The sequence below is a fragment of the Myroides sp. genome, assembly GCF_032073645.1.
In the GTDB taxonomy this organism is placed as follows: Bacteria; Bacteroidota; Bacteroidia; order Flavobacteriales; family Flavobacteriaceae; genus Flavobacterium; species Flavobacterium odoratimimum.
This window is the reverse complement of sequence record NZ_DAMANB010000002.1, coordinates 126,783-152,784: the sequence shown is the minus strand read 5'-3', so window position 1 is coordinate 152,784 and position 26,002 is coordinate 126,783. Positions and strand designations below refer to the sequence as shown.

Genomic DNA, 26,002 nt, shown 5'->3' with positions numbered 1-26,002 from the left:
GTAAAAAATACTAACCTAAATAGAGCAATTGATATTGGAAGTAGAGTAGCGATACAATTGTTAGTCAAACAATTGAGCGCCAATATTTTCTAAAAAAGGGAGTAGAAATTTGTAAAGTACAGAAATAATTGTACTTTTGCACTCCCTTAATTGGGAATGGAATGTTTAATTAAATACAAATTTATTGTGGAAAGTTTAAGCTACAAGACAGTATCGGCTAACAAAGCAACTGCTCAAAAAGAGTGGTTAATTGTTGACGCTGAAGGTCAAAATTTGGGACGTCTTGCTTCAAAAGTTGCAGTACTTTTAAGAGGTAAGCACAAAACAAATTATACACCGCACGTAGACTGTGGAGACAACGTAATCGTTATCAACGCAGAGAAAATCAACCTAACAGGTAACAAATTAGATGACAAGACTTACATCCGTCACACAGGTTACCCAGGAGGACAAAGATCATTAACTGCTAAAGTAATGCAACAAAAAAACCCTGCATTATTGATCGAGAAAGCAGTAAAAGGAATGTTGCCTAAAAACAAATTAGGAGCACAATTATTCCGTAATTTAAATGTTAATGTAGGTTCTGAGCACAAACATGAAGCTCAACAACCTAAGGCCGTTAATTTAAACGAAATTAAGTAATGGGAGTTATTCACAAAATCGGTAGAAGAAAAACCGCTGTTGCTCGTGTTTATGTTTCTGAAGGATCAGGTAACATCACAGTTAACAAAAAAGATTTTAAAACTTATTTCCCAACTGGTACATTACAGTACAAAGTATTACAGCCTCTTACAATGACTGAGAACGCTGAGAACTTTGACATAAAAGTAAATGTATACGGTGGAGGAACAACAGGTCAAGCTGAAGCAGTGCGTATGGCTATCGCTAGAGCAATGTGTGAACTTGATGTTGAGAACAGAGCAGTTCTTAAACCAGAAGGATTATTGACTCGTGACCCTCGTATGGTAGAGCGTAAGAAATTCGGGCAGAAGAAAGCTCGTAAGAGATTCCAATTCTCTAAACGTTAATATTTATTTATTATTAAAAATCTGGGTTTTTGTTGCCCCACTTACAACATGCTGTAAGAGGTAGTTTAGCATCTAAATAATTGAGACCAATTTATTGCTACTCGATTATTGCTAAAGTAACAGAACGTAAACTATTAGAAAATGGCAAACAAAGTAGAAGTAAAAGATTTACTAGAAGCAGGTGTTCATTTTGGACACATGACTAGAAAATGGGATCCAAACATGGCTCCTTATATCTATATGGAGCGTAATGGTATTCACATTATCAATCTATATAAAACTGCAGCTAAAATAGAAGAAGCTAATGAAGCTTTGAAAAAAATCGCTGCATCAGGAAGAAAAATCCTTTTCGTTGCAACTAAAAAGCAAGCGAAAGACATCGTAGCTGAAAAAGCAGCTGCTGCTAACATGCCTTACATCACTGAAAGATGGCCAGGTGGTATGTTAACAAACTTCGTTACTATTCGTAAAGCTGTTAAAAAAATGGCTTCAATCGATAGAATGAAAAAAGACGGTACATTTATGACTCTTTCTAAGAAAGAGCGTTTACAAGTTGAACGTCTTCGTGCAAAATTAGAGAAAAACTTAGGTTCTATTGCTGACATGACTCGTCTACCAGCAGCTCTATTTGTTGTAGATATTAAAGCTGAACACATTGCGATAAAAGAAGCTCAAAAATTAAACATTCCGATCTTCGCTATGGTTGATACAAACTCTGACCCACGTCAAGTAGATTTTGTTATTCCAGCAAACGATGATGCTTCTAAATCAATCGATAAAATTTTATCATTAGTGACTTCTGCTATTATCGAAGGTAATGCAGAAAGAAAGTCTGAAAAAGAAGAAGCTACTAAAGTAGAAGCTCCTGCTGCTAAGGCATAATTTTTTAACAATATCATAAAGTCGTTATGCTGATAGTTGTCTACCTTTGTATACACTGTCGATAACGACTTTTTTTTATTAACTCATTAATACTCTTTTAAAATGGCAAATATTACTGCTGCAGAAGTAAATAAACTAAGACAACAAACAGGTGCCGGAATGATGGACTGTAAAAAAGCTTTAGTTGAAGCTGAAGGAGATTTCGATAAAGCTATCGAAGTTTTACGTAAAAAAGGACAAAAAGTTGCTGCTAACCGTTCTGACCGCGAGTCAAGCGAGGGTGCTGCTGTAGCTTTAGTTAATGCAGACAAAACTAGAGGTGTAGTTATCACATTAAACTGTGAGACTGACTTCGTAGGTAAAAACGAAGGATTCCAAGCTTTAGCAAAAGAATTAGCTGAGAAAGCTATCAACTTTAACACTAAAGAAGAATTCTTAGCATCTCCATTCGACGCTACAATGACTGTTGCTGAAAAATGTGTTGAGCAAACAGGAGTTATCGGTGAGAAAATCGAGATTGGTTCTTTCGAAGTATTAGAAGGTGCTTTCATCGGTTCTTACGTTCACGGAAACAAAATCGCTGCAATCACTGCTTTATCTGAAGCTGTTGCTAAAGCTGACGAGATTGCTAAAGACGTATCTATGCAAGTTGCTTCAATGGGTGCTGAAACATTATCTTACAAAGATTTTGACGCAGAATTCGTTGCTAAAGAAACTGAGGCTCGTATCGCTGTTATCGTAAAAGAAAACGAAGAATTAGTACGTTTAGGGAAAACTCTTAAAAATGTACCTCAATATATTTCTTACGCTCAACTTACTGAAGAAGTATTAAAACAAGCGGAAGAAGATGCTAAAGCTGAATTAAAAGCTGAAGGTAAACCAGAAAACATTTGGGATAGAATCTTACCAGGTAAAATCCAACGTTTCATCAGTGACAACACTACTTTAGACCAAGAGAAAGCATTATTAGACCAAAACTTCATTAAAGATGAGTCTAAAAAAGTTGCTGACTATGTAAAAGGTTTCAACGTAGAAATCACTGGATTCAAAAGAGCTTCTTTAGGTTAATCAATAACCTTTTAGCAATATTTAGAAAAGCCTCAGTTAATTCTGAGGCTTTTTTTTATTACTTTTACCTGACACAACTAATTTTATTATGAAATTATTAAAGAACAATCTGCTAGTGCAGATCATTATCGCTATCGCATTAGGTAGTGTGTTAGGAAACTATCTACCAGAATCAATAGGTAGAATATTTAGTACTTTTAACAGTATATTCGGTGGCTTTCTAGGCTTCTCTATCCCACTTATCATTTTAGGGCTAATCGTTCCTGCGATTGGTAACATTGGCAAAAATGCAGGTAAATTACTTATCATTACCACAGCTATTGCTTATGGTTCTACCCTATTCGCAGGTTTTATATCTTATGGAGTGAGTATATCGACATTCCCAAGTATACTAGCTACAGAACAAATGGGAGATATTACAGAATCAACAAAGAACCTAGCTCCTTACTTTAATATCGAAATGCCTCCAATGTTTGATGTCATGAGTGCCTTAATCATCTCTTTTATTTTAGGAATAGGAATCTCTAAAGGTAATTTCAAATACTTAGAGGGTGTTTTTAACGACTTTCAGAGTATTATCATGTCATTAATCAACAAAGCCATTATTCCGTTCTTACCGCTCTTTATTTTCGGTATATTCTTGAATATGACTTATAATGGGCAAGTATTCATTGTACTAGACACCTTTATAAAAATCATAGGAGTGATCTTCTTACTACACATCTTCGTTCTACTGTTCCAATACATAATAGCAGGTACGATAAGTAAGCAGAACCCTATTAAGCTAATGAAAAATATGTTACCTGCGTACTTTACAGCTCTAGGAACACAATCTTCTGCAGCAACAATACCTGTGACATTAGAACAAACATTAAAGAATAATGTAGATCCTAAAATAGCTGGATTTGCTATACCTTTGTGTGCGACAATACACTTAGCAGGTAGTACATTAAAAATTGTAGCGTGTGCTGTTGCATTAATGTTAGTACAAGGGCAAGCTGTAGACTTTACGTTAATGGTTGGTTTTATCTGTATGTTAGGAGTTGCGATGGTAGCAGCGCCTGGTGTACCTGGAGGGGCTATTATGGCTTCTTTAGGAGTACTAAGTTCTATCTTAGGATTTGATACAGAACAACAAAGTTTAATGATTGCACTATATATCGCTATGGACAGCTTCGGTACAGCTTGTAACGTTATGGGTGATGGAGCTATCGCTATTATAGTAAACAGAATATCTAAAAACACAGCTATAACAGAAGCATAATGTTCTAGCGAATTCACAATTATGTACGAGAAAACATATCCGAGTAAGAGATTTAAAAAGACAATGGAGTTTGTCAATAAGCACATTTCAAAAGACTCACAAATACTAGATCTAGGAGTAGTTAACCCACTAGCCAAAATAATGAAAGAAGATGGTTATCAAGTAATCAATACTTCTGGTGAGGACTTAGACGAAGATCAGAATGTACTTTTAAATACTGATTATGATGTACTAACAGCTTTTGAAATTGTAGAACATTTACTAAATCCTTATACGGTATTAAAATCGTGTAAAGCTTCTAAAATAATGATTTCTGTTCCTTTGCGTTTGTGGTTTAGTACTGCATATAGAAGTAAAACAGATATGCTAGACAGACATTATCACGAATTCGAAGCTTGGCAATTAGACTGGCTAGTAGAGAAAGCAGGGTATAAAATCGTAGATAGAGATATGTGGACACACCCTATCAAAAAACTAGGGATACGTCCGATCTTTAGATGGTTTACCCCTAGATACTATATCGTTTACGCTGAAAAAATATAAGTATACAAACGCTGAGGAATTCCCTCAGCGTTTTTTTATTATATCATGTTATCCCTACACCTAATTTGCACAGTTCAAAAAAAGACCTATATTTGCCTCAAGCTTTAGGGGTGTCTACAAGACTTTGTAGGCTGAGACTTCACCCTTGGAACCTGATCTAGTTAATACTAGCGTAGGGAAAAGTAAGATGACTTCATTAGATAGGTACGTTCGTACCCTATTGTAGCCATTCCTAAAGTTATATATCAAAACGAAAAGGAATGGAACTAAAAATCAACAATCAACAAGTACTATTTGACACGGATACATTAAGTATTCAGGCTATGTTGGATATTTATTATCCACTGAAACAAAAAGGGATAGCGGTAGCTGTGAACCAAACTGTTATTGCTAAACCCCTATGGTCTACTTATCACTTATCTACTAGTGATGATATCTTAATTATAACTGCTACTCAAGGTGGTTGATTCCATTCGTTTAAAAAACTAAATAACTCATAAAACTAAAAGACAATGGAACAACACAGTATCTCGCAAACCCCTTTCCCTAACTCAAAAAAAGTATACATCAAGGGAGAGCTCTTCCCAATAGAAGTAGCGATGAGAGAGATATCTCTTAGCAACACTAAACTATCTAATGGCGGTACAGAAGAGAATCCACCTGTAACCGTATATGACACATCAGGTCCTTATACTGATCCGGATATTACCATAGACATACGCAAAGGTATTCCACGTCTACGCGAAGAATGGATACTAAATAGAGAGGATGTGAATACATTATCTTCTATCACATCAGAATATGGTAAAGCTAGATTAGCAGATGAAAAACTAGATTACTTGCGCTTTGAATTTAGACATAACCCAAAGGTTGCTAAAGAAGGAGCTAATGTTACTCAACTACATTATGCTAAAAAAGGTAAAATAACTCCTGAAATGGAATATGTAGCCATCAGAGAAAACCAAAGAATAGAACAGCTGAATAACGCAACCTCAGCCATGAAGCAACAGCATCAAGGCAATAGCTTCGGTGCCAATACTCCTAAAAACTTCATTACACCAGAGTTTGTCAGAGAAGAGATTGCTAGCGGACGTGCTATCATTCCTAATAATATCAACCACCCTGAAAGCGAACCTATGATTATCGGGCGTAACTTCTTAGTGAAGATCAATGCTAATATTGGAAATAGTGCTGTGACCTCATCGATAGAAGAAGAAGTGGAGAAAGCAGTTTGGGCATGTCGCTGGGGAGCAGATACGATTATGGACTTATCAACAGGTAAGAATATTCACGAAACAAGAGAGTGGATTATACGCAACTCTCCAGTACCTATCGGAACAGTACCTATCTACCAAGCATTAGAGAAAGTAAAAGGAATAGCCGAAGATTTGACGTGGGAGATCTTTAGAGATACCCTAATTGAACAAGCAGAACAGGGAGTATCATACTTTACTATACACGCTGGAGTACTACTACGCTATATTCACTTGACTGCTAATCGAGTGACAGGTATTGTATCCCGTGGAGGGTCTATTATGGCGAAGTGGTGTCTATTCCATCACAAAGAAAACTTCTTATATACTCACTTTGAAGAAATATGTGAAATAATGAAGCAATACGATATAGCATTCTCTTTAGGTGATGGACTAAGACCTGGCTCTATTGCAGATGCAAATGATGCAGCTCAATTTGCAGAGTTAGAAACACTAGGTGAACTAACTAAAATCGCGTGGAAACACGATGTACAGGTCATGATAGAAGGACCGGGACATGTACCTATGCACATGATTAAGGAGAATATGGAAAAGCAACTTCGCGACTGTGGAGAAGCCCCATTCTATACATTAGGTCCTTTGACTACAGATATAGCTCCTGGTTATGATCATATCACTTCAGCTATCGGAGCAGCTATGATAGGATGGTACGGAACGGCTATGCTATGTTATGTAACACCAAAAGAACACTTAGGTCTACCTAACAAAAAAGACGTGAAGGATGGTGTGATTACTTATAAACTAGCTGCTCATGCAGCAGACTTAGCGAAAGGACATCCTGGAGCACAATACAGAGATAATGCACTGAGTAAAGCCCGCTTTGAATTTAGATGGGAAGACCAATTCAACTTATCACTAGATCCAGACACAGCAAGAGAGTTTCACGATGAAACACTACCTGCTGATGGTGCTAAAGTAGCTCACTTCTGTTCTATGTGTGGACCTAAATTCTGTTCTATGAAAATATCACAAGAGATTAGAGATACGGCAGAACAAGGAATGCGTGAGAAGTCAGAAGAGTTTATAGAATTAGGAAAAGAAATATATCTATAAAAGAGAACAGAGATGGTGGTCATAACCTACCCTACTTCTATAGAAAATGAGACAAGCCTTATCAACAAAATGTTTGAGAAAGGCTTGCCTCTACTTCATGTTCGCAAACCAAATATGCCCTTTGAAGAGCTAGTAAAATGGGTAAATAATATTGATAATTACTATCATCCATACTTAGTTATACACATACCAACAATAGTTATTAACAACAATGAACACGTTTTTAAACAATATAAAGCACTTATCAACAAGATAAACAGTACTTATACACACTTATCAACAACCAATTGTTTATATGTTAATAACTATAGTGCAGAACTACCTAAGTTATCAACATCTGTTCATTGTATAAGTGAGATTAATAAGTTATCAACAAGCATCGACAGAGCATTCATCAGTCCTATCTATCCTAGTATATCTAAGAGAGGGTATGTCTCAACTATTGATTGGACAGAGGAATTAAAGCAAAGAACTAATAACAGAGTAACCTTAGTTGCCCTTGGAGGTATCACTCCTTTTCACATCGAATCCATTCATACAATGGGATTTGATGATTATGCCTTATTAGGAACAATATGGGAAGCTGAGCAACCCTTAAAACAATTTGAATTATGTCAATATTACGACCAATTGCATTGGCAATAGCTGGCTTTGACCCTACTAGTGGTGCTGGGGTTATGGCAGATATCAAAACATTTGAACATCATCAAGTATACCCTATGGCAGTGCTATCTGCTAATACGATACAGACAGAAGATAACTTTATCCATGTAAGATGGGAAGAAGAATATACTATTCGTCAATTATCTGTTATACTTGAGAACTATACTATAGCAGCAATAAAAATAGGTATTGTCAAAGACCTAGACACATTGAAGCTATATGTGGATACTATCAAAGGTTTATCTCCAACGACCAAAGTTATTTGGGACCCTGTATTGCGTTCATCTAGTGGTTTTGACTTTCAGACTATTGAACGAATTGATTCTTTAACTACTGTATTACAACAGATAGATCTGATTACGCCAAACTACCTAGAGATACACCAATTAGTCACTACAAATGACGATGCTCTTCAAAAAGCACAGCGATTAAGTCAATACTGTGATCTACTTCTAAAAGGAGGACATAATCCTAATGCATTGGGCTTTGACTACTATGTGAGTAAAGAGGTGATACAAACTATACCTCCAACTCAGCTATCTGACTATCCCAAACATGGTTCTGGCTGCGTATTATCCTCTGCGATAACAGCTAATATTGCAAAAGGAGATCACACATTGACAGCTATTCAGAAGGCTAAAGCCTACATAGAAACATTCTTCAACTCTAATCATACCTTACTCGGATATCATGCTAAATAAAATACAATACATCAGTCATGGAGATACTCCACAAGAACAGCTATATCATATAGAAACTGTATTAGGAGCAGGACAACAGTGGATACAGTATCGCTTCAAAAATACGACGAATACTACCCTGTGGCAAACAGCAGAACAAGTCAAAAAACTATGCGAACAATATCAAGCTACTCTGATCATTAATGATCATGTAGACTTAGCTAAAGCTATAGAGGCCGATGGTGTCCACTTAGGACTTACTGATCTAAGCATCACACAAGCCAAAGCTTATTTGCCTAACAAAATCATAGGAGGTACAGCTAATACAATAGAAGACATCCAACTTAGACATGCAGAAGGTTGTGATTATATCGGTCTAGGCCCTTATCGATTTACTACTACTAAACAGAAGCTAAGCCCTATACTTGGTCTAGCAGGTTATCAACAGCTCCTAAAACAGATGCAAGAACTAGATATCAACATCCCCGTAGTAGCTATAGGTGGCATACAACTAGAAGATGTAGAAGACTTAAAACAAGCAGGACTACATGGCATAGCGATATCTGGTTTACTTCAAAACAGCACTGATAAAAAAACATTACTACAACAACTAAACTATATACTCAAATGAATACACAACCACTTACAATAGCGGATAAGACCTTTCAGTCACGCTTATTCTTAGGAACGGGTAAATATGGTTCTAACGCAGATATGGAAATCGCTACATTAGCATCCGAAAGCGAACTAGTCACAGTCGCTCTGAAGCGAATAGACACGACCACTGACACCAATGCTATACTCACTCATCTACAGTACCCACATATCCACCTTCTACCTAATACATCAGGAGCAAGAAATGCTAAAGAAGCAATCTTCGCAGCACAACTAGCTAGAGAAGCACTAGAAACCAACTGGCTTAAACTAGAAATACACCCAGACCCAAAATACCTCCTTCCCGATCCTATCGAAACCTTAAAAGCTACAGAAGAACTAGCCAAACTAGGTTTTGTTGTCTTGCCTTATATACATGCTGACCCTGTATTGTGTAAACGACTAGAAGAAGTAGGTACTGCAGCTGTAATGCCTTTAGGAGCACCTATAGGTACCAATAAAGGGTTAAAGACAATGGACTTCTTAGAAATTATCATTGAGAATAGTAAAGTCCCAGTTATTGTAGATGCTGGTATCGGAGCGCCTTCGGACGCAGCTAAGGCTATGGAGATAGGCGCTGATGCAGTACTTGTTAATACTGCCATAGCTGTAGCTGGTAACCCTGAACAAATGGCTACTGCCTTTAAACTCGCTGTCAGAGCTGGTCGCCTAGCGTACGAGGCTAAGCTAGCTACTGTAGTAAATCACGCTCAAGCTTCTAGTCCACTAACTGCATTTCTAACAGAATAAACTATGTCTTTTATACAAACTTATGAACAATACGACTGGGAAGAGATTAAGAGAACAATCTATGAGACAACCTCTGTACAAGTAGAACAGAGCTTAGCTAAGAATAAGAAGACCCTCACAGACTTTATCCATCTTATCTCTCCTGCTGCTACACCCTATCTAGAAGAGATGGCTCAGCAGAGTCAACAGCTTACTCAAAAGAGATTTGGCAAGACGATATCACTATATGCTCCGATGTATCTTAGTAATGAGTGCAATAATATCTGTACCTACTGTGGCTTCAGCTTAGATAACAACATTCGTAGAAAGACTCTCTCTCCAAAAGAAATAGAACAAGAAGTCAAAGTAATCAAAGCACAGGGGTATGATCATATATTACTCGTAACAGGAGAGGCTAATCACATAGTCAATATCAATTACTTCAAACAGAGTATAGAACAGATACAGCAGTCTTTTTCTACCATTTCTATAGAGGTACAACCCCTAAAACAAGATGAGTATGAACAGTTAGCTGATCTAGGTGTGTATGCTGTACTGGTATATCAAGAGACCTATCATAAAGAGGTATATAAACAATACCACCCTAAGGGGAAGAAATCTAACTTTGAATATAGATTAGATACTCCTGATAGAATAGGGAGAGCTGGCATACATAAGATAGGACTAGGTGTACTCCTTGGACTAGAAGACTGGCGAGTAGATAGCTTCTTTAATGCGCTACATATAGACTATTTACAAAAGACTTATTGGCAAACGAAATACTCTGTATCCTTCCCTAGACTAAGACCTGCAGAAGGCGTTATAGAACCTAACTTCATCATGGAAGATAGAGACCTCATACAGCTCTTATGTGCATACAGAATATGGAATGAAGACCTAGAGATATCTATCTCTACCCGTGAGAGTGAAATACTGAGAAACAATGTATTTAAACTAGGTGCTACTACGATGAGTGCCGGTTCAAAAACTAATCCTGGAGGATATAGTGTATCAGAAGACTCATTAGAACAATTTGAGATCTGTGATACTAGAAGTACATCAGAGATATACCAGCTGATAAAAGAAGCAGGATATGATCCTATATGGAAAGACTGGGATAAAGCCTATCAATAAATAAAGAACTATAATATGGATACAACAGATTTCTTGCGATATAACAGACAGATGAATCTACCTGAAGTAGGAATAGACGGTCAGATGAAGATAAAACAAGCTAAGGTATTAGTAATAGGTGCTGGAGGATTAGGTTCTCCAGTGCTAACTTACCTTGCTAGTTGTGGTGTAGGCACACTAGCGGTAATAGACTTTGATACTATCGAACATCACAACCTTCACAGACAAATACTATTTACAGAAGCTGACATCAACAAAAACAAGACTAGTATAGCCAAACAACGCATCGAACAAATAAACCCACATATCCACTTCACAATATACGATGAACAGTTAACCTCTGACAATGCAGTAGCTATTCTGAGTTCATTCGATATTATCGTAGATGGTAGTGATAATTTTAGCACACGTTATCTAGTGAATGACACATGTGTAGCATTAGATAAGACACTAGTCTATGGTACTATATTAGGTTTTGAAGGTCAGGTGAGTGTCTTTAATCATCATAACAATGCCAACCTCCGTGATCTCTTCCCAGAGCCTCCTGCTCCAGAAGATGTCCCTAACTGTAGTCTTAATGGGGTACTTGGTACATTCCCTGGTATAATAGGAACTATTATGGCTCATGAGACACTGAAAGTCATCTTAGACCTTCCCTCCCTTTCTGGTCAACTTCTTATCCTCAACACGTTGACCTGGGAAATAAACAAACTGAAGTATGGTAGCGTTACCTCTTAGGTAAATATTCTAGAAATACCTCTCTAGGTATCTCATAAGCACCTAAAGAACTTAGATGATCATTATATACTTGACAGTCTAACAAAGTATACTTTTTGTCTCTTAAATACTCACAGAGGGAGATAAAGGCTACTTTACTAGCATTTGGTATGAGGGAGAACATACTCTCTCCGCAGAACACAGGTTTCATGTCTACGCCATACAGACCACCTACCAGTTCTCCATCTTGCCAAACCTCAACAGATTTAGCGATGCCTAAGTCATGTAGATTGCAGTATGCCTTGATCATATCATCTGTAATCCAAGTACCTAACTGCCCATCGCGCTTAGCGTTCTGGCAATTATTAATTACATCTGCAAAACAAGTATTAAAAGTAACTGTAAATATATTTTTCTTTAAGATACTACGCATACTCTTAGAGATATATACCTCATCAGGCTCTAGCACCATACGCATACTAGGAGACCACCATGTAATAGGCTCTCCATCTTCAAACCAAGGAAATATCCCAGACTTATACGCTAATATCAATCTATTAGCAGATAAATCACCACCGATGGCTAAAATACCTGACTCATGCGTATTATCTACTGCTGGAAAGTATAAGTAATTACTGTCTAAGAGTGTTATCATAGGCATAAAAAAGTCCCTAAGAATAATCTTAGGGACATCTTAAAAGAATATTTTTAGAATGGTAAATCATCGTGATCTTCCTCCATATAGCTTGAAGCAGGAGGAAACTGTTGTCCCATATTACTTTGTCCTTGGTTAAAACCTTGTTGGTTTTGGTTTTGATTGAACCCTCCCATTTGTTGAGATTGAGTATTCTGAGCAAAACCTTGTTGTTGGTTTTGGTTAAATCCTCCTTGTTGAGCTTGGTTATTTTGAGCGAAACCACCTTGTTGCCCTTGATTAAACCCACCCATTTGTTGAGCTTGATTGTTCTGAGCGAAACCTTGTTGTTGGTTAGATTGTTGTTGCATACCAGTATTTCCGTATTGAGACTGCATATTATCTTGTTGTCCCATATAAGGTTGTTGGTTTTGTCCCATGTTACCACCTTGTTGAACTGGCATCATGTGTTCTATTCTCCACCCTTGGATTGTATTAAAGTATCTGATTTCTCCTTGTGGACTTTGCCACTCTCTACCTCTCAAATTAATAGATACACGTACTTGCTCACCTACTTGATAAGAGTCTAATAAATTTACTTTATCTTGTGTAAACTCAATCATAATGTGCTGAGGATATTGCTCTTCCGTAGTTACTACTACTTCTCTCTTTCTGAATGATGAACTGATATCTTGTGTATGTCCAATTAATTTGATTCTTCCTGTAACTTCCATTTTAATCTCTTTTTTTAATTACAATCTATTTGGCTAAAATTGTTTTCCAAGCCAAAGGTACATTATTTTCTTCTAAATATTTTTTTGCTAATTTAAATTTATTGATTTGATTCTTAGCAACCAAAATTTCTTTTAACTCTTCATTTGCATTCACAAAAGAAGCAATCTCCTCTTCAGTAGGCAGCTGCTCTACATTACCTAATACTCCAAGGTCATTACCAGAGAACACTCCACTCTCCACTACTCCTTCTGGTAGAGCATCTACTCCTAGGCCTAGTGTAGTCAATGGTTTTTCTACTTCAAATATACCATCATTCGCACGAGTATACCAGTTCGCTCCCATACGTGCTACTAGATCTATCTTATGCTGATCTATCTGTCCGTTCTCATCTAATATTTCCTCATTGACATGTATTTTTACCACCTCACAGATTACTAGATTACCAGCACCTCCATCATTACCCAGTCCGATTACCTCCTGTACCACACATTCATACTGCACTGGACTTTCTTTGACTCTGAATGGCTTCACGATATCAGATGGCACCATCGTCAATCCTGATTTGACAAACTCATTCACCCCATCCTTATATTCTGTACTAGATAGAGAAGTCTGCTGTACCATATCATAAGTCACCACATTAATCACTACTTGTAGATTAGCTTGTACGTTAAATAAGGTATGTTTATTCGTATTATCTCTTACACGTCTAGACGGAGAGAAGACCAATATAGGCGGGTTAGTACTCACCATATTAAAGAAGCTAAACGGCGACAGGTTAGGTCTACCATCAGCATCTACGGTACTTGCTAGTGCTATAGGACGAGGTCCGATAGACGTCTGCATTAATCTCTGTAATTCTACTACAGATATATCTTTAGGTTCTATAGATTTCATATGTATATTTAATTGAAGAAAAGTAAAGTTACAAAAGCTTTTAGGAACCATAAAATTTTTAATACTTCATTAAACTAAATTCAATTCATTTATTTTAATTACTTTTAAATGTTCATAAAACCCATATCAGAACTTGAGAAGTAAAAAAGAAATATTTCGTTGGTCAGTAATTACTGCAGCCTTAATCACCTTATTAGTCATCTTGTGGAACACCTATTCCTTTTTTCAAACCTATAAGACAGAGGAGAGAACCAAGATGAAAATCTGGGCAGAAGCGCTGAATACACTTGATATAGCCACTTCTATAGAAGCTGACGTTTCTCTACCTTTTCTGATCATTATGGAGAATAAGACTATCCCTATTATTCAGACAGATGAGCATGATAAGATCATCTCTCTAAACAATATAGACGAACAAATAGTCAATACTCCTGAGAAAAAAGAAGCTCTACTGCGCAAACTGAAGTTTCAGAACCCTCCTATTATCCTAAAAGTAGGTAAGCAAACTCAGTATGTCTATTATGGTAACTCATCCTTACTGACCAAGCTAAAGTACTACCCTGTCACATTAGTACTTATATTCTTATTCTTCACAGTACTGCTATTCTACTTCTATAGAAGTAATAAGATCGCTACTCAGAACAAGCTATGGACAGGAATGGCCAAAGAAACAGCTCATCAGATAGGTACACCTCTATCCTCACTATTAGGTTGGGTAGAGATTATGAAGCTAGATAATGTAAGCCCTGAAATTACAGATGAAATAGAAAAAGATGTCAAAAAACTTCAGATAATAGCAGATCGTTTTTCTAAGATCGGGTCTATACCGAAGCTAACTAATGTAGATATCGTATCAGAGACGAGGAAGTCATTTGATTATTTCTCTCTGAGAAACTCTAAGCAGATTATCTTCACGCTAGACTGTCCTGACTACGAAATTAATATTCCTCTAAACAAGGAATTACATAGCTGGACTATAGAGAACCTAATCAAGAATGCTATCGATGCCATGAAAGGAAAAGGAAAACTAGCTATCCTGATACAGGATAGTGAGAAGACTGTCAATATCTATGTAACAGATACAGGAAGCGGGATACCGAAGAAGATGTTTAATAAAATATTCGAGCCTGGTTATACCACTAAAAAACGTGGATGGGGGCTAGGACTATCTCTAACGAAGAGAATCGTAGAAGAATTCCAAAACGGAAAGATTAAAGTAACGCAATCAGAAATAGGTAAAGGAACTACATTCTGTATCACATATCACAAAAAAAAGGCTGATCTATAATCTAGACAGCCTTTGTTACATTATCCATACAGTCTTATAAATGACTGTTAATAGCTTTAGCTACACTCTCGAACTCTTCTGGAGTTAGCTTTTCTTTCTTAATGAAACGCATATCATCCATTTCTTGAAGAGGGATTAAATGCACATGTACATGAGGTACTTCTAACCCTACTACAGCCATCCCTACTCTCTTACACGGTACAGCTAGCTCTAACGCCTTAGCCACCTTACGAGAGAACCTCATCAATTCCATATAATGATCCTCTTCCATATCAAAAATCTTATTGATTTCCTTTTTTGGAATACATAGTGTATGTCCCTTTGCATTCGGATTAATATCTAAGAATGCAAGGAAATTATCATCCTCTGCTACCTTATAGGCAGGAATCTCTCCAGTAATGATTTTAGTGAAAATAGAACTCATAATATACTTTTTAAAATTAGTCTCTAGTGATCTCAAGAATCTCAAACTTCATGATTCCATTAGGAACCTGGATCTCCGCTACATCTCCAACAGATTTGCCTAGAAGTCCTCTTCCAATAGGTGAAGTTACTGAAATTTTTGCAGCTTTTAAGTCTGCTTCACTTTCAGCTACTAATGTATAGGTAATCTCCATTCCATTAGCTTGATTCTTTATTTTCACTTTAGATAATACTAAAGCCTTAGACATATCTAACTGAGATTCGTCTATCAACCTAGCATTAGCTACTACTTCCTCTACTTTTGCTATTTTTAGTTCTAATAAACCTTGTGCTTCCTTAGCGGCATCATACTCTGCATTCTCAGATAAGTCTCCCTTATCTCTCGCATCTGCAATAGCTTGAGATGCCTTTGGACGCTCCACACTCTTCAACTGCTCTAACTCGTCTTTTAGTTTTTTAAGACCCTCCGCAGTATAATACGAAATCTTACTCATAATTAACACGTTTATATAAATAGAAAAAATCCCATAAAAACGGGATTCTTCGCTATAAAGATATTTTTATTTTTATCGTTAAATCAATAATTAACTGTTCTACTATATTTGTCAAAGTTAAATAATTAAATTTGTTTTTCAAATAGTTTATTAAAATGAAGAAATTATTTCTAATCCTATTTACTTTACTAATATCTATAGCATGTAGTAAAAGCGGTAGTGGGTATCACAACCCTTATCTACCCAATGTAAAAGTCAATCTTATGGTAAATCTGTACCAAGCAGATGCAGACTACCTAAGATATCAGAACGGTACTTATGTGAATTATAGTCAAGGCATTATAGGTGTAGCAATATTCAACGCTGGCTCACAATATTTCGCTTATGATCTAACCTGTCCTGACCATGCGTTTGACCCTGTTACCTCTAGATTAGTACAAAAAAAACCTAATGATCCGTATGTATACTGTACCAATAAACATCAACATAACGGAGAGGAACCTGCCTTCTATCTAGGTAATGGGCAGTCTATAAAACCAGGGTTAAAATACAACCAACTGAAGCCTTATCCAGTAAGAAAAAGTGGTGACAATATCTTCGTGACTTATTAATAAGTAAATCCTATCAATCTATATCAATACTCCTTCATCGGAGTATTTTTTTGTACCTTACTCTCTTGTGGAGATGGTTCGGGTAGAGATTTAGTACGGTTCGGTAAACCCCTTCTCAACCCAAGTAAATACTAGTTATTACCGAATAGCTTCCGAACGAAATAAAAACAAAAAAGAATAAACACTTATATTTCAATCATTTAAAACAAAAACAATTCTCCATTATAAGTCAAAAAGAGCAAATAGAGTCATTCTCTCTATATTAGTTCATTAGATCTTATAAGACCTACAGCATCTTACTAAAAGCAACATTACGATAAAACGAGGTCAAAAAAAACCACCATATCGCTATGGTGGTCTCTATAAATAATCTAGCCTATTAGATTGTTTATTAATATGGATTAGAACTTAATAGTCAGTCCTGCCAAGATATTAAACTCTGCCTGTGGATAATAAGCAGGTCCCCATTCTGGGTCATAATATCCATTAGACATATATTTTACATTAAATATATTATTTGCTAATACAGATACGCCTACAGATCTTACCCATCCTTTAATCGGGAACTCATAAGTAGCACTTAGATCGTTGATAAAGTATGAATCAAGCTTTGATTCCTTAGCATCTAAGTTGGCCATATATTGTTCTCCTACGAACTTCGTTAGAAGAGATACACTCATCCCCTCTACAGGTAAATACGTAATGGCATTAGAAGCAATAAAATCAGGAGAGAATGCGATATTCGTAGTACCTAGGTTTACAGGTAAATCAGCTACTGTAGTCATAAAGTTCTTATTCTTATTAGCACTAATAGTCATACTAGGAGCCCAATATAACTTATCTAATATTCTCACATTCGCATCGATCTCGATACCTGCTCTATAACTATCACCACTATTCGCTCTTAACATAGCTCCTACATCGTTTATTTCTCCTGTTAAGATAAGTTGGTTTCTATACTTCATATAGTACGCATTCACATTCACAGTAGCACGGTCTCCTTTAAATCTCCATCCTAGCTCATAGTCATCCATGCTCTCAGACTTAGGTTTTCCTTCGCCTTCGTAGTCCTTTCTATTCGGCTCTCTATTCCCTTTAGCATAAGAGAAATATAGTTGGTTCGAATTATTCAGTTGATAAGTAATACCTCCTTTTGGGTTAAAGAAGTTAAATTTATCATCTACTAACCCTGTCTCGATACCGTTAGCTTCATAAGTAACACGTCTATACTGCATATCTCCATATAAACTCCACTGATCAGCGAACTGCCAAGTAGCTTTCGCGTAAAAGTTAAGATCTGTCTTTACAGCATCGTCTCTGTAGTACTCATAGTTAGGTGCTATCTTCACAGGTTCTCTAGTCCACAACACATTACCGAAGTGGTCTCCTTCGTATTTATTAGCTCCTCCACCTAAGATTATATTAAGCTTATCTGTAGTGTAGTTCGTATTAAACACCATACCGTAGAAATGATTCGCTAAACTCTTCTGTCTGATAAGGTCTGTCTTATTTACCTCCTTACCGTCTACGATAATAGGTTGGAATCCATAAGTCTTAAACTTCTGGTTCGTCTTATAGTTCTCATAGTATCCATCGCCCTTAGTATAATGAAGTGATACGTTAGATGACCATGCTGGTGACCACTTCTCGCTCCAATGTAGTTGATAGTGTGTCTGGATGTAATTATCTGTCTCATTGTCATAGAACTGTGTATTGCCTTGATCATCCTTATACTTACCTGCAGGATTATAACGACGACCATACTTATCTATGTCTGCCTGAGATACACCATTCCACGCCTGATAAGTCTTCTGTTTACCACCGAATACGACAGCCTTTACTAATGATGTCTCACCTACATACACTCCCTGTAAGTAGTATGACTTCATCCTAGAAGACGCACGGTCTATATACCCATCAGACCTCATATCTGATAGACGACCAGCAATCTCAAACTTATCATTGATCAATCCTGTGCTAAACTTCACAGTAGACTTACGCGTATTATAACTTCCGAAAGAATTAGAAATTTCTCCATTCGCCTCATGTGAGAAGTCATCTGTCTTTAGATTAAGACTTGCACCGAATGCTGCTGATCCGTTAGTAGAAGTACCTACACCACGCTGTAACTGTAGATTCTGAACAGATGATGTAAAGTCTGGCATATTTACCCAAAACGAACCTTGTGACTCTCCATCGTTATAGGGAATCCCGTTTAAGGTCACGTTGACACGTGTAGCGTCTGATCCTCGTACCCTGAAGCTAGAGTACCCTATCCCATTACCGGCATCGGTAGTAGTCACTACTGAGGTCATATAAGACATGATGGTAGGGATATCTTGTCCAAGATTGCGCTTTCCGATCTCATTCTTAGACAAGTTAGCATAAGCGATAGGCGTCTTCTCATCTGCACGCACAGCTGATAATACGATCTCGTTAAGTGTTGATTGTTGAACAGAATCTTTAACTTGTTTCTCTTGTGCATAGGTCAAACTTGCACAAACAGCAGTTAACAATAAAGATTGAAGTAATGTTTTTTTCATTCGTAAAAAAAATATCTACAAATAAAAGGGGCAATTATTCTTATTAATTAATAATTACACTAGTCCACAACAGTTCTAGAATGAACTGTATATACTCCCTTGGCAGCATTACCCGCCCAGGTTCTATGGGTATGATCTCAGCCGTACGGCACCCCTTTGAGATTTATGGTACAAAGATAGGCTGTTTTTCTAGAGAAAAACAACTATATCGAAGAAGAAGAGATGTTTAACACCTTTTGGGTTAAAACACTCTCTTTCTCAAGGCTTTCTTTAAAGAATTCTGTTGTTTATTGTCTTTTCTTTTTTGCAATACTCTACGAGGAGTTTTCGTCTCTCTACGTTCTTTCTCGATGTGTAATCCTATCGCTAATAACTGAAAGAAACGATCAATAACAATCTCTTTATTCTTAACCTGACTACGTGTATTATCCGCGTCTAGAATAAGCACACCTTCTTTATTAAATCTATTCTTCAGACGTTCTAATAGCAGTGTTCTCTCTTCTTCTGTTACTCCTTGAGAGTTTAGACAGTCCCAAGACAGAACCACTTTAGACGATACTTTATTTACATTCTGACCACCAGCTCCACTACTGCGCACAGCCTTAAATGTCAGTTCTCTTTCGATTATTTCTCTAAGCATTTTTCTCTATTTATTGTTTTATACCACGATATATAAGCCATCGTAGCTAATACTGTAAAGATAGCAAATTGTACTGCTAATATCCCATATCCTCTATAAGCATATAACGGAACAGAGATAATATCTCCTATAATCCACAGTGTCCAGTTCTCTATCTTCTTTAGTGCCATATAGTACATTCCTGTGAAGAAGATACCTGATGTGATAATATCTATATAGTTCTCAGGTAGGATCTCTTTGCCAGAGAAGTGATATACGCCATAGATGATCACAAGAGTAACTGCGAATATGATAAGTCCTTTTATCTTCTCACTAGTGTTCGTACGACTAATCTTCAGAAGAGTATCTCCGTCTTTCTGTCTAGACCAGTTATACCACCCATAAACACTCATGATAGAATAATACCCATTCAAAATCATATCTCCATAATATCCTATCACATAGAGTAAGTAAACAGTGATAATCGTAGCAATAATGCCTGTAGGGTAGACAAGGATGTTCTCCTTACCTGCATACCATACACTCATAATCCCAAAGATAAATACGATAGATTCTAACACTATCTGAAGCGTACTAGTCTCTCTATATGCTCCAAAAAAAAAGTCAATCATAACAAATACACTTAAAATAAAAAACCGCACTCTTCATGGAATGCGGTTCAAAAGTATAATATATCTTTCTAATTAGTTGTTTCTACTCATTACAATTCTCAGAATATACCAGAAAAGTAACATTAACGAAGCAAATAATGATAGAGCAGCTGGTACGTGTTGGTTAGCTGCGTATTCATTTTTAATCTGCCATGTAGAGTATAAGATCGATCCAGAAGCTAAAGCTACCATCGCTAAAGAGAACCATAACCCAAGGTTAAATCCGAAGATCATACCACAAATAATAGTACCTAAAGCTAAGAAGAATCCAATACTAAGGATAGATCTCATAAAAGAGAAGTTAGCATTAGAGCTAAATACTACTCCTGTCAATCCCCCAAATAAAGCCAATGTCATAATACCTGCCTGAGAAATCAGAGTAAGGTCATTAGTCATAGACATAGCGATATATAAAATAGGCACAAAAATAAATGCCTCTGCTAATACGTATAAAAACAGTCCAGCATACTGTACCTTCTTATCTACTGAGTTATCAGCAAGTCTCTGTGCATACCAAGTGATCCCCATAAAGGCACCTAGCACGATCAACCATGAGAACTTACCCATCCCAATAATAGTAAACATACCTTCTACAATGAAAGGCGTGTTCAACATAATAGCTTCTAATACAATAAAAGCTAATACCCCTGCTGCTAAAGTAGCATACGTCTTTTTATAAAACTGTGCTCTTACTACTTCAGATTCCATAGCTACAGGAAGCGTGTAATCAACATTTTCAAAATTGTTTTTCATCATCTATATTTTTCTCAAAAGTACTAATTATCTTTTTAAAATTACAATAGCATTAAGACTCTAATGCATAAACCAACACAAAGTTATCTAATTCTATTGTTTTATATTCGAATTTTTGATTAAAAACTTCATTATTAACAAAACATTCTTTCGTTTTAAGTTCTACCTGCATATCACTTTTAAAACTCAGGCTACGTGACTCACACATCTTAAACATAGCTTCTTTCGCACACCATATCTCTGTCAATGTATCAATCTCATCCGAAGAATTGAAAGCTGTGTTTAGTTCTTCTTCATTGCAAAACTTATTTGCAATACGCTTTATCTTATCGCGCTTCATTTCTACATCTATACCCACATTCTCCTTGCCAATGATAATACTAGCATACTCAAACGAATGCGAAATAGAGATAAATGAACCATCACTAAGACTAGGTCTACCGTTTATATCATAACACAAGTCGTTATCACTATATCCTCCATTGTGCAGCAACTGTCTGACGGCCATAAATCCTTTTTGGTGTACTTCAGATTTCATTCCTTTTAATCGCTCAGCAGAGCGCTCTTGTAGCATAACACCGTTCATCAGTTCCTCGAGATTCTCTTCTACTTTCCAAACTAACACCTTGTAGGTTATTCCTTTGATTTCTTTTACTAAAGGCATCTTATCTATTTAATTACGCAGACAAATATACTTGAATAATAAAAAATCTTAAAGAAACATTTTACTCAATGGTATATACAGCTTTTATAAGCTACAAAAAAAGCCGCTCGAATGAGCGGCTTTAACTAATCAATAATTTATATTTTTTTAGAAAGTCTTAGGCACTCCTACATCCCATGTAGAGAATGCTATACCTTCTTTACTTCCAATAAAAGTAACGACTGGATTAGAATACTGGATTTTAAAGTTCTCTTGTTTAACAAAAATATTCTCTTGCATTAAACCATGATTAAACTTCTGAAGTTCTTGAGGAACTCTTGCTGCTCCTCCATACCATTTACCTTCTGCAACCTTAACAGCTATATCTCCATCAAGATTCTTAAACTCATAATAATAATTTACTCCTTTATATCTATATCTGATGTAACTAGATTCTCCATTATCTTCTTTATCATTAAAGTTAAATATAATCAAATCTAAATTATATCCTCCTAATGCAGTTTTCCCTAAATCATTCAACATCTTTAAAAATAGAGGAGAATTACTTTTAGAGTTAATTAATGAAGTATTACTTTGAAACTGGAATAACCTATCTTGCTTAACCTCAGGCGTATTCAAAACTTTCTTATAGTCTGAGTAAGTATTAATTGGTGCAAAACTATATTGAATAGATGCAAAATTTCCGTTTGCATTATATTCAAAATCACCTGTTTTCGCATTATAATCAAACTGTGTAACCAAATCGCTTCCAACTTTAAGTGCAGGTGCTACTTTTATACCTTGAGGGTTAAAACTAATACCAAAAGCAGAGCCATCAACTACATTATCTCCCCCTTCGATCTCAATAAATCTAACAGAAGGAGAATATGCTAAATCGTATGCTTTCACTTCGCCAGTTGTCTTAATTTGTAAAGTTCTAAAATAGGGTTTATCTAAAGAAGACATTTTTCCAATCATTGATGGAATCGATTTAAAATTCTCCCAATCTTCTTTAGTCGCTTTTACAAAAACAACTTCTCTATCCTTCTTCGCTGTTCTAAAATGAATTTCATTCTCTGTATTACCAAAGTAACCAAATTGATATTCACCATAGTAACCTTGACCAGATTCATAAGGGGAATTTATTGGATCAGACAATTCATGGATTTTTGTACGGGTAGTAAATATTAAACTTGTTGTAGCTCTTTGTTGAATAGTGTATTCACTATTTTCAATTGTTTGTCCAGAAAGATCAAAATCAGATACCATTTCGACATTACGAGCATCTTTAAACCTCATTAAATATGTAAATCCTCCTAGTCCATCTGTATCAGTAAAATATACTACTCTCCACCCATATTCAGAAGAAAGTAATAGATCTTTTAGCTTTTTCTCTTGTTCAGAAAGTCTTTCTGCTACAGATTTATCAAAAACTCTATCTTCCTCTTTTTGACAAGAAACTACTCCAGCAAGAATTATTGTCGCTAAAAAAGCCTTTGCTATATATTTTTTCATAATTAAAAGTCTTTATAATATTATTCTTCTACCTCACCCGATACTACAGCATTAGTATTTCTCTCTGCAGCATCACGTAAAGCATAAAAGTCCATATCGAATTGCTCTTTAAAGTACTTTTCTACAATGTCAATCTTACGTTGAATAACAGCTCTACCTGGTTCTGGTACAGTTAACATAAATGCAGCCAATTCTGTTTTACTTTTTTCAAGTACAAAAGATGCAGTCTCAGCAAAATCTTCATCATAGTTGTTACGAGCATAAGGAGTAACAAAACCAAGAGCGTTACTTGCTTTTGCAGTTTGATTATACCAAGAAGAAGTATACCCTCCACCTTTTGCGACATCAGTCCAAGCTGTTAAGTCATAAGGCTTAGTTTGGTTTAAAATATGGATATACTCGTGTTGTATAGTATGTACAAACTGTTTTACATTATCTATGTTTTTTAAGTTTAAAAAATCAGTATTATACAATGTGATTTTGGCACCACCCCCAGCATCACCTAATACAATTGTACCATTGTGATTTAGGTTATAACTACCTATTAAGTGCAATTGTCTAGGAGCTATCTTTTTTACAAAATCTTCACCTCCTATTTCAGAGTAACTATCAATCCAAATCTTCTTAATAACTTGAAGAGCTGGTTTAACACTAGACACCTTTGGAGGATATAGCGTTTTATCAGCTTTACCCATTGCTTCGTCCCATAAATAGGTAGCAGCAATATTATAAGGTTTAGTATATTTAGCTTCAATCCACAGATCTAATTCTGTTTTTGGCTTTTCTGTTGTATCAAAAATAGATTCACTGCGCAATGAGTCATCTTTAGAACAAGCAGTCATTAATAGCGTCGTAGTAAACACAATACTTGCTCCTTTAACTATATTTTTAATTATCATAATTACTTGATTTTATTGTATTTATCTTGGATTAGCTGGTATTCCTCTATCTAAAGCAACCTGTGGTAACTGTAATTGATACCTCAAATCACCTTTTTGAAGTATATGTTCTGAACCACCCGTTAGTTTGTGTTTAACCTCTAAATTAAATCTTCTAATATCAAACCAACGATATCCTTCTTGGAATCCTTCTCTTCTTCTCATTTCCGATATTGCCTCAAGCATAACGGCCTGTTCTCTATTAATTTTTGTTATGGGCGAGTACTTTCCTTCCTCATAACCAATCAACTTTTCAATATCCTCATACTGTAAAATTCCTATTAAACTTTCAGGTTTAAACTGTGGAGGAAGCTCTGTTCTTAATAACACTAAATAAGTATACATTTTAATTGCTTCATCAATTCTATTCTCCATCACAAAAGCCTCCATACGATCTAAATACAACATATCATTTGAAAATAGTACAAAAGTAACATGAGGAATACCTGTCATATTAGTGAAGTCATTAATCTTAAAATATTCATTAAACTTAGGAACATAAAAAGCGTCATTATTACTATAGTTCGCATTAGGATAATTCCAATTCATTGGCGACTTAATAACTTCTGAAACTGGATTAGTACTTGAACTAAACAATCCTTTATCTCCCTTAGTTGCTTCTCCTTGAGTAAGTACAAATCTAGATGCATAAGTAGTTCTCTTCTTTCTAGAAGGAGATGTTACTACTAACAGGTTTGTGTCTAACTCTGTTCTCGAGAAGTGAATTTCATTTTGAGCAGTTGAAAAATCAGCAGTACCAGCAACATCTCTTAGCTTACCAATAGGTAAATCTCCTAACGTATTAGAATATTCAATTGACTTAGCAAACTCTCCTTTATATAGATAAAAACGAGCTGCAAAAGCCTTAGCAGAAGCTTCTGTAAAATGATACTTAGCTATATTTGCTGATTCATATTGAGCTCCTTTAATTCCAATAAGTCCTTCAAGTAAGTCTTGTTCAATTAACTTATATACCTCTGCAACACTAAGACGTTTATATTCTTTTAAAAGTACATTTTCTACTTCAGTAACATAAGGTATCCCTAGATCACTTTCAGCTGTAGCAGGATTATAGTGCTTAGCCCATAAGTTTACTAACATAAAGTGATTATAAGCACGAGCTAATAATGCCTCCGCTCTTAAATGAGTTAATCCATATTTAAAAGAAGGTTTATTTGCATATTCCTTTTCCATACTAGATAAAGCATCTAATGCTGCATTTGCATTTGCAATTGCCTCATAACAAGCCATCCAAAACGCTTTTGGTGTTTCATAACTTTCTTCCGTATTCACTACCCAAGTAAAGTTCTGCTCGCTTTGTAATGTTGATTGATTTAGTTTTCCGTTGTCAATAACGTTATCACTCATCTCTTCTGCAAACTCAACATGTGTAGCAGAAGGGTAAGCACCTACTAATAATTCACTAACTTTTTTAGGTGTATCTATTTGGGTTCTATTGTCTGGTACTTCCGAAAGAAAGTCACTACACCCTACTGTAGCTGTAGCCAAGAACAATAAACCAACTAATATCTTTACTCTCTTCATAATA

General features: G+C 36.0%; 29 protein-coding genes and 2 riboswitches. Of the genes, 16 read left to right on the top strand and 13 right to left on the bottom strand.

Annotated elements, in window-relative coordinates; translation table 11 throughout:
* Positions 1-186: 186 nt before the first annotated feature.
* The 14 genes from rplM (at position 187) to RT228_RS02350 (ending at position 11,710) form a co-directional block, all read left to right on the top strand.
* Positions 187-642, top strand: coding sequence for a 50S ribosomal protein L13 (rplM, locus tag RT228_RS02415; protein ID WP_025124595.1), 456 nt, complete (start codon positions 187-189; stop codon positions 640-642).
* Positions 642-1,028 carry a 30S ribosomal protein S9 gene (rpsI, locus tag RT228_RS02410; protein ID WP_006259732.1) on the top strand — a complete coding sequence of 129 codons (387 nt, stop codon included), beginning with the start codon at positions 642-644 and terminating at the stop codon, positions 1,026-1,028. The genes rplM and rpsI overlap by 1 nt, the downstream gene beginning before the upstream one ends.
* Positions 1,029-1,169: 141 nt before the next feature.
* Complete coding sequence (gene rpsB, locus RT228_RS02405) at positions 1,170-1,910, top strand: 30S ribosomal protein S2 (protein ID WP_006259733.1); 741 nt, start codon at positions 1,170-1,172, stop codon at positions 1,908-1,910.
* A 102-nt stretch (positions 1,911-2,012) separates the two neighbouring features.
* Positions 2,013-2,978, top strand: a complete 966-nt coding sequence (gene tsf / locus RT228_RS02400) for a translation elongation factor Ts (protein ID WP_006259734.1) — start codon at positions 2,013-2,015, stop codon at positions 2,976-2,978.
* 88 nt (positions 2,979-3,066) lie between these two features.
* Entirely contained in the window at positions 3,067-4,242 is a 1,176-nt protein-coding gene (locus tag RT228_RS02395; RefSeq protein WP_006259735.1) for a dicarboxylate/amino acid:cation symporter, read from the top strand.
* Between the two features lie 63 nt (positions 4,243-4,305).
* On the top strand, positions 4,306-4,785 hold the full coding sequence (locus RT228_RS02390; protein ID WP_006262275.1) for a methyltransferase: 480 nt from the start codon (positions 4,306-4,308) through the stop codon (positions 4,783-4,785).
* Between the two features lie 96 nt (positions 4,786-4,881).
* Positions 4,882-4,981, top strand: a riboswitch (TPP riboswitch).
* 64 nt (positions 4,982-5,045) lie between these two features.
* A complete protein-coding gene (gene thiS / locus RT228_RS02385) occupies positions 5,046-5,252 on the top strand; it encodes a sulfur carrier protein ThiS (RefSeq protein ID WP_006266784.1) in 207 nt (68 codons plus the stop codon).
* Between the two features lie 45 nt (positions 5,253-5,297).
* Positions 5,298-7,112, top strand: a complete 1,815-nt coding sequence (gene thiC / locus RT228_RS02380; RefSeq protein ID WP_058699155.1) for a phosphomethylpyrimidine synthase ThiC — start codon at positions 5,298-5,300, stop codon at positions 7,110-7,112.
* Between the two features lie 12 nt (positions 7,113-7,124).
* The gene (locus RT228_RS02375; RefSeq protein WP_058699156.1) at positions 7,125-7,757 is read left to right on the top strand and encodes a thiamine phosphate synthase; all 633 of its coding nucleotides are present in this window, start codon (positions 7,125-7,127) and stop codon (positions 7,755-7,757) included.
* Positions 7,724-8,476: a hydroxymethylpyrimidine/phosphomethylpyrimidine kinase gene (locus tag RT228_RS02370; RefSeq protein WP_006266780.1), complete on the top strand. Its 753-nt coding sequence runs from the start codon at positions 7,724-7,726 to the stop codon at positions 8,474-8,476. The genes RT228_RS02375 and RT228_RS02370 overlap by 34 nt, the downstream gene beginning before the upstream one ends.
* Positions 8,466-9,086 (top strand): thiamine phosphate synthase, encoded by a 621-nt coding sequence (locus tag RT228_RS02365; RefSeq protein ID WP_006259742.1) that lies wholly within the window; start codon positions 8,466-8,468, stop codon positions 9,084-9,086. Before RT228_RS02370 ends, RT228_RS02365 begins: the two co-directional genes overlap by 11 nt.
* Positions 9,083-9,859: a thiazole synthase gene (locus RT228_RS02360; protein ID WP_016650305.1), complete on the top strand. Its 777-nt coding sequence runs from the start codon at positions 9,083-9,085 to the stop codon at positions 9,857-9,859. The genes RT228_RS02365 and RT228_RS02360 overlap by 4 nt, the downstream gene beginning before the upstream one ends.
* A gap of 3 nt (positions 9,860-9,862) precedes the next feature.
* The gene (gene thiH, locus RT228_RS02355) at positions 9,863-10,972 is read left to right on the top strand and encodes a 2-iminoacetate synthase ThiH (protein WP_058699157.1); all 1,110 of its coding nucleotides are present in this window, start codon (positions 9,863-9,865) and stop codon (positions 10,970-10,972) included.
* A 15-nt stretch (positions 10,973-10,987) separates the two neighbouring features.
* The gene (locus RT228_RS02350; RefSeq protein ID WP_006259745.1) at positions 10,988-11,710 is read left to right on the top strand and encodes a HesA/MoeB/ThiF family protein; all 723 of its coding nucleotides are present in this window, start codon (positions 10,988-10,990) and stop codon (positions 11,708-11,710) included.
* On the opposite strand, the gene aat is transcribed toward RT228_RS02350, so the two are convergent.
* The 3 genes from aat to RT228_RS02335 are packed head-to-tail and all read right to left on the bottom strand — an operon-like array spanning position 11,700 to position 13,955.
* A complete protein-coding gene (gene aat / locus RT228_RS02345; RefSeq protein ID WP_025124583.1) occupies positions 11,700-12,350 on the bottom strand; it encodes a leucyl/phenylalanyl-tRNA--protein transferase in 651 nt (216 codons plus the stop codon). The genes RT228_RS02350 and aat overlap by 11 nt on opposite strands.
* 47 nt (positions 12,351-12,397) lie before the next feature.
* Positions 12,398-13,057, bottom strand: a complete 660-nt coding sequence (locus RT228_RS17955; RefSeq protein ID WP_058699158.1) for a DUF3127 domain-containing protein — start codon at positions 13,055-13,057, stop codon at positions 12,398-12,400.
* Between the two features lie 25 nt (positions 13,058-13,082).
* Positions 13,083-13,955, bottom strand: coding sequence for a flavin reductase family protein (locus RT228_RS02335; protein ID WP_058699159.1), 873 nt, complete (start codon positions 13,953-13,955; stop codon positions 13,083-13,085).
* A 133-nt stretch (positions 13,956-14,088) separates the two neighbouring features.
* On the opposite strand from RT228_RS02335, the gene RT228_RS02330 reads away from it, so the two are divergent.
* On the top strand, positions 14,089-15,243 hold the full coding sequence (locus RT228_RS02330) for a sensor histidine kinase (protein ID WP_006259749.1): 1,155 nt from the start codon (positions 14,089-14,091) through the stop codon (positions 15,241-15,243).
* Positions 15,244-15,277: 34 nt separating this feature from the next.
* Here RT228_RS02330 and RT228_RS02325 read toward each other — a convergent pair whose 3' ends face one another.
* Positions 15,278-15,667: an HIT family protein gene (locus tag RT228_RS02325; protein ID WP_006259750.1), complete on the bottom strand. Its 390-nt coding sequence runs from the start codon at positions 15,665-15,667 to the stop codon at positions 15,278-15,280.
* A 16-nt stretch (positions 15,668-15,683) separates the two neighbouring features.
* On the bottom strand, positions 15,684-16,160 hold the full coding sequence (gene greA, locus RT228_RS02320; RefSeq protein WP_006259751.1) for a transcription elongation factor GreA: 477 nt from the start codon (positions 16,158-16,160) through the stop codon (positions 15,684-15,686).
* Positions 16,161-16,315: 155 nt separating this feature from the next.
* Between greA and RT228_RS02315 the strand changes: the two genes are divergently transcribed.
* The gene (locus tag RT228_RS02315) at positions 16,316-16,771 is read left to right on the top strand and encodes a Rieske (2Fe-2S) protein (RefSeq protein WP_006259752.1); all 456 of its coding nucleotides are present in this window, start codon (positions 16,316-16,318) and stop codon (positions 16,769-16,771) included.
* A gap of 401 nt (positions 16,772-17,172) precedes the next feature.
* Here the strand turns inward: RT228_RS02315 and RT228_RS02310 are convergent, their stop codons facing one another.
* The 8 genes from RT228_RS02310 to RT228_RS02275 form a co-directional block, all read right to left on the bottom strand.
* Positions 17,173-19,314: a TonB-dependent receptor gene (locus tag RT228_RS02310; RefSeq protein WP_058699160.1), complete on the bottom strand. Its 2,142-nt coding sequence runs from the start codon at positions 19,312-19,314 to the stop codon at positions 17,173-17,175.
* Positions 19,315-19,391: 77 nt separating this feature from the next.
* Positions 19,392-19,480, bottom strand: a riboswitch (TPP riboswitch).
* A 75-nt stretch (positions 19,481-19,555) separates the two neighbouring features.
* Positions 19,556-19,954: an alternative ribosome rescue aminoacyl-tRNA hydrolase ArfB gene (gene arfB, locus RT228_RS02305; RefSeq protein WP_006259754.1), complete on the bottom strand. Its 399-nt coding sequence runs from the start codon at positions 19,952-19,954 to the stop codon at positions 19,556-19,558.
* Positions 19,939-20,565 carry a nicotinamide riboside transporter PnuC gene (gene pnuC / locus RT228_RS02300; protein WP_006259755.1) on the bottom strand — a complete coding sequence of 209 codons (627 nt, stop codon included), beginning with the start codon at positions 20,563-20,565 and terminating at the stop codon, positions 19,939-19,941. The genes arfB and pnuC overlap by 16 nt, the downstream gene beginning before the upstream one ends.
* A gap of 72 nt (positions 20,566-20,637) precedes the next feature.
* Positions 20,638-21,360 carry a Bax inhibitor-1 family protein gene (locus tag RT228_RS02295; protein WP_006259756.1) on the bottom strand — a complete coding sequence of 241 codons (723 nt, stop codon included), beginning with the start codon at positions 21,358-21,360 and terminating at the stop codon, positions 20,638-20,640.
* A 49-nt stretch (positions 21,361-21,409) separates the two neighbouring features.
* Positions 21,410-22,021, bottom strand: coding sequence for a 4'-phosphopantetheinyl transferase family protein (locus RT228_RS02290; RefSeq protein WP_006266769.1), 612 nt, complete (start codon positions 22,019-22,021; stop codon positions 21,410-21,412).
* A 147-nt stretch (positions 22,022-22,168) separates the two neighbouring features.
* Positions 22,169-23,515: a DUF4302 domain-containing protein gene (locus tag RT228_RS02285; RefSeq protein WP_006262293.1), complete on the bottom strand. Its 1,347-nt coding sequence runs from the start codon at positions 23,513-23,515 to the stop codon at positions 22,169-22,171.
* A gap of 20 nt (positions 23,516-23,535) precedes the next feature.
* Positions 23,536-24,414 (bottom strand): putative zinc-binding metallopeptidase, encoded by an 879-nt coding sequence (locus RT228_RS02280; protein WP_006266768.1) that lies wholly within the window; start codon positions 24,412-24,414, stop codon positions 23,536-23,538.
* Between the two features lie 21 nt (positions 24,415-24,435).
* Complete coding sequence (locus tag RT228_RS02275; RefSeq protein ID WP_006262295.1) at positions 24,436-25,998, bottom strand: RagB/SusD family nutrient uptake outer membrane protein; 1,563 nt, start codon at positions 25,996-25,998, stop codon at positions 24,436-24,438.
* Positions 25,999-26,002: the final 4 nt, after the last annotated feature.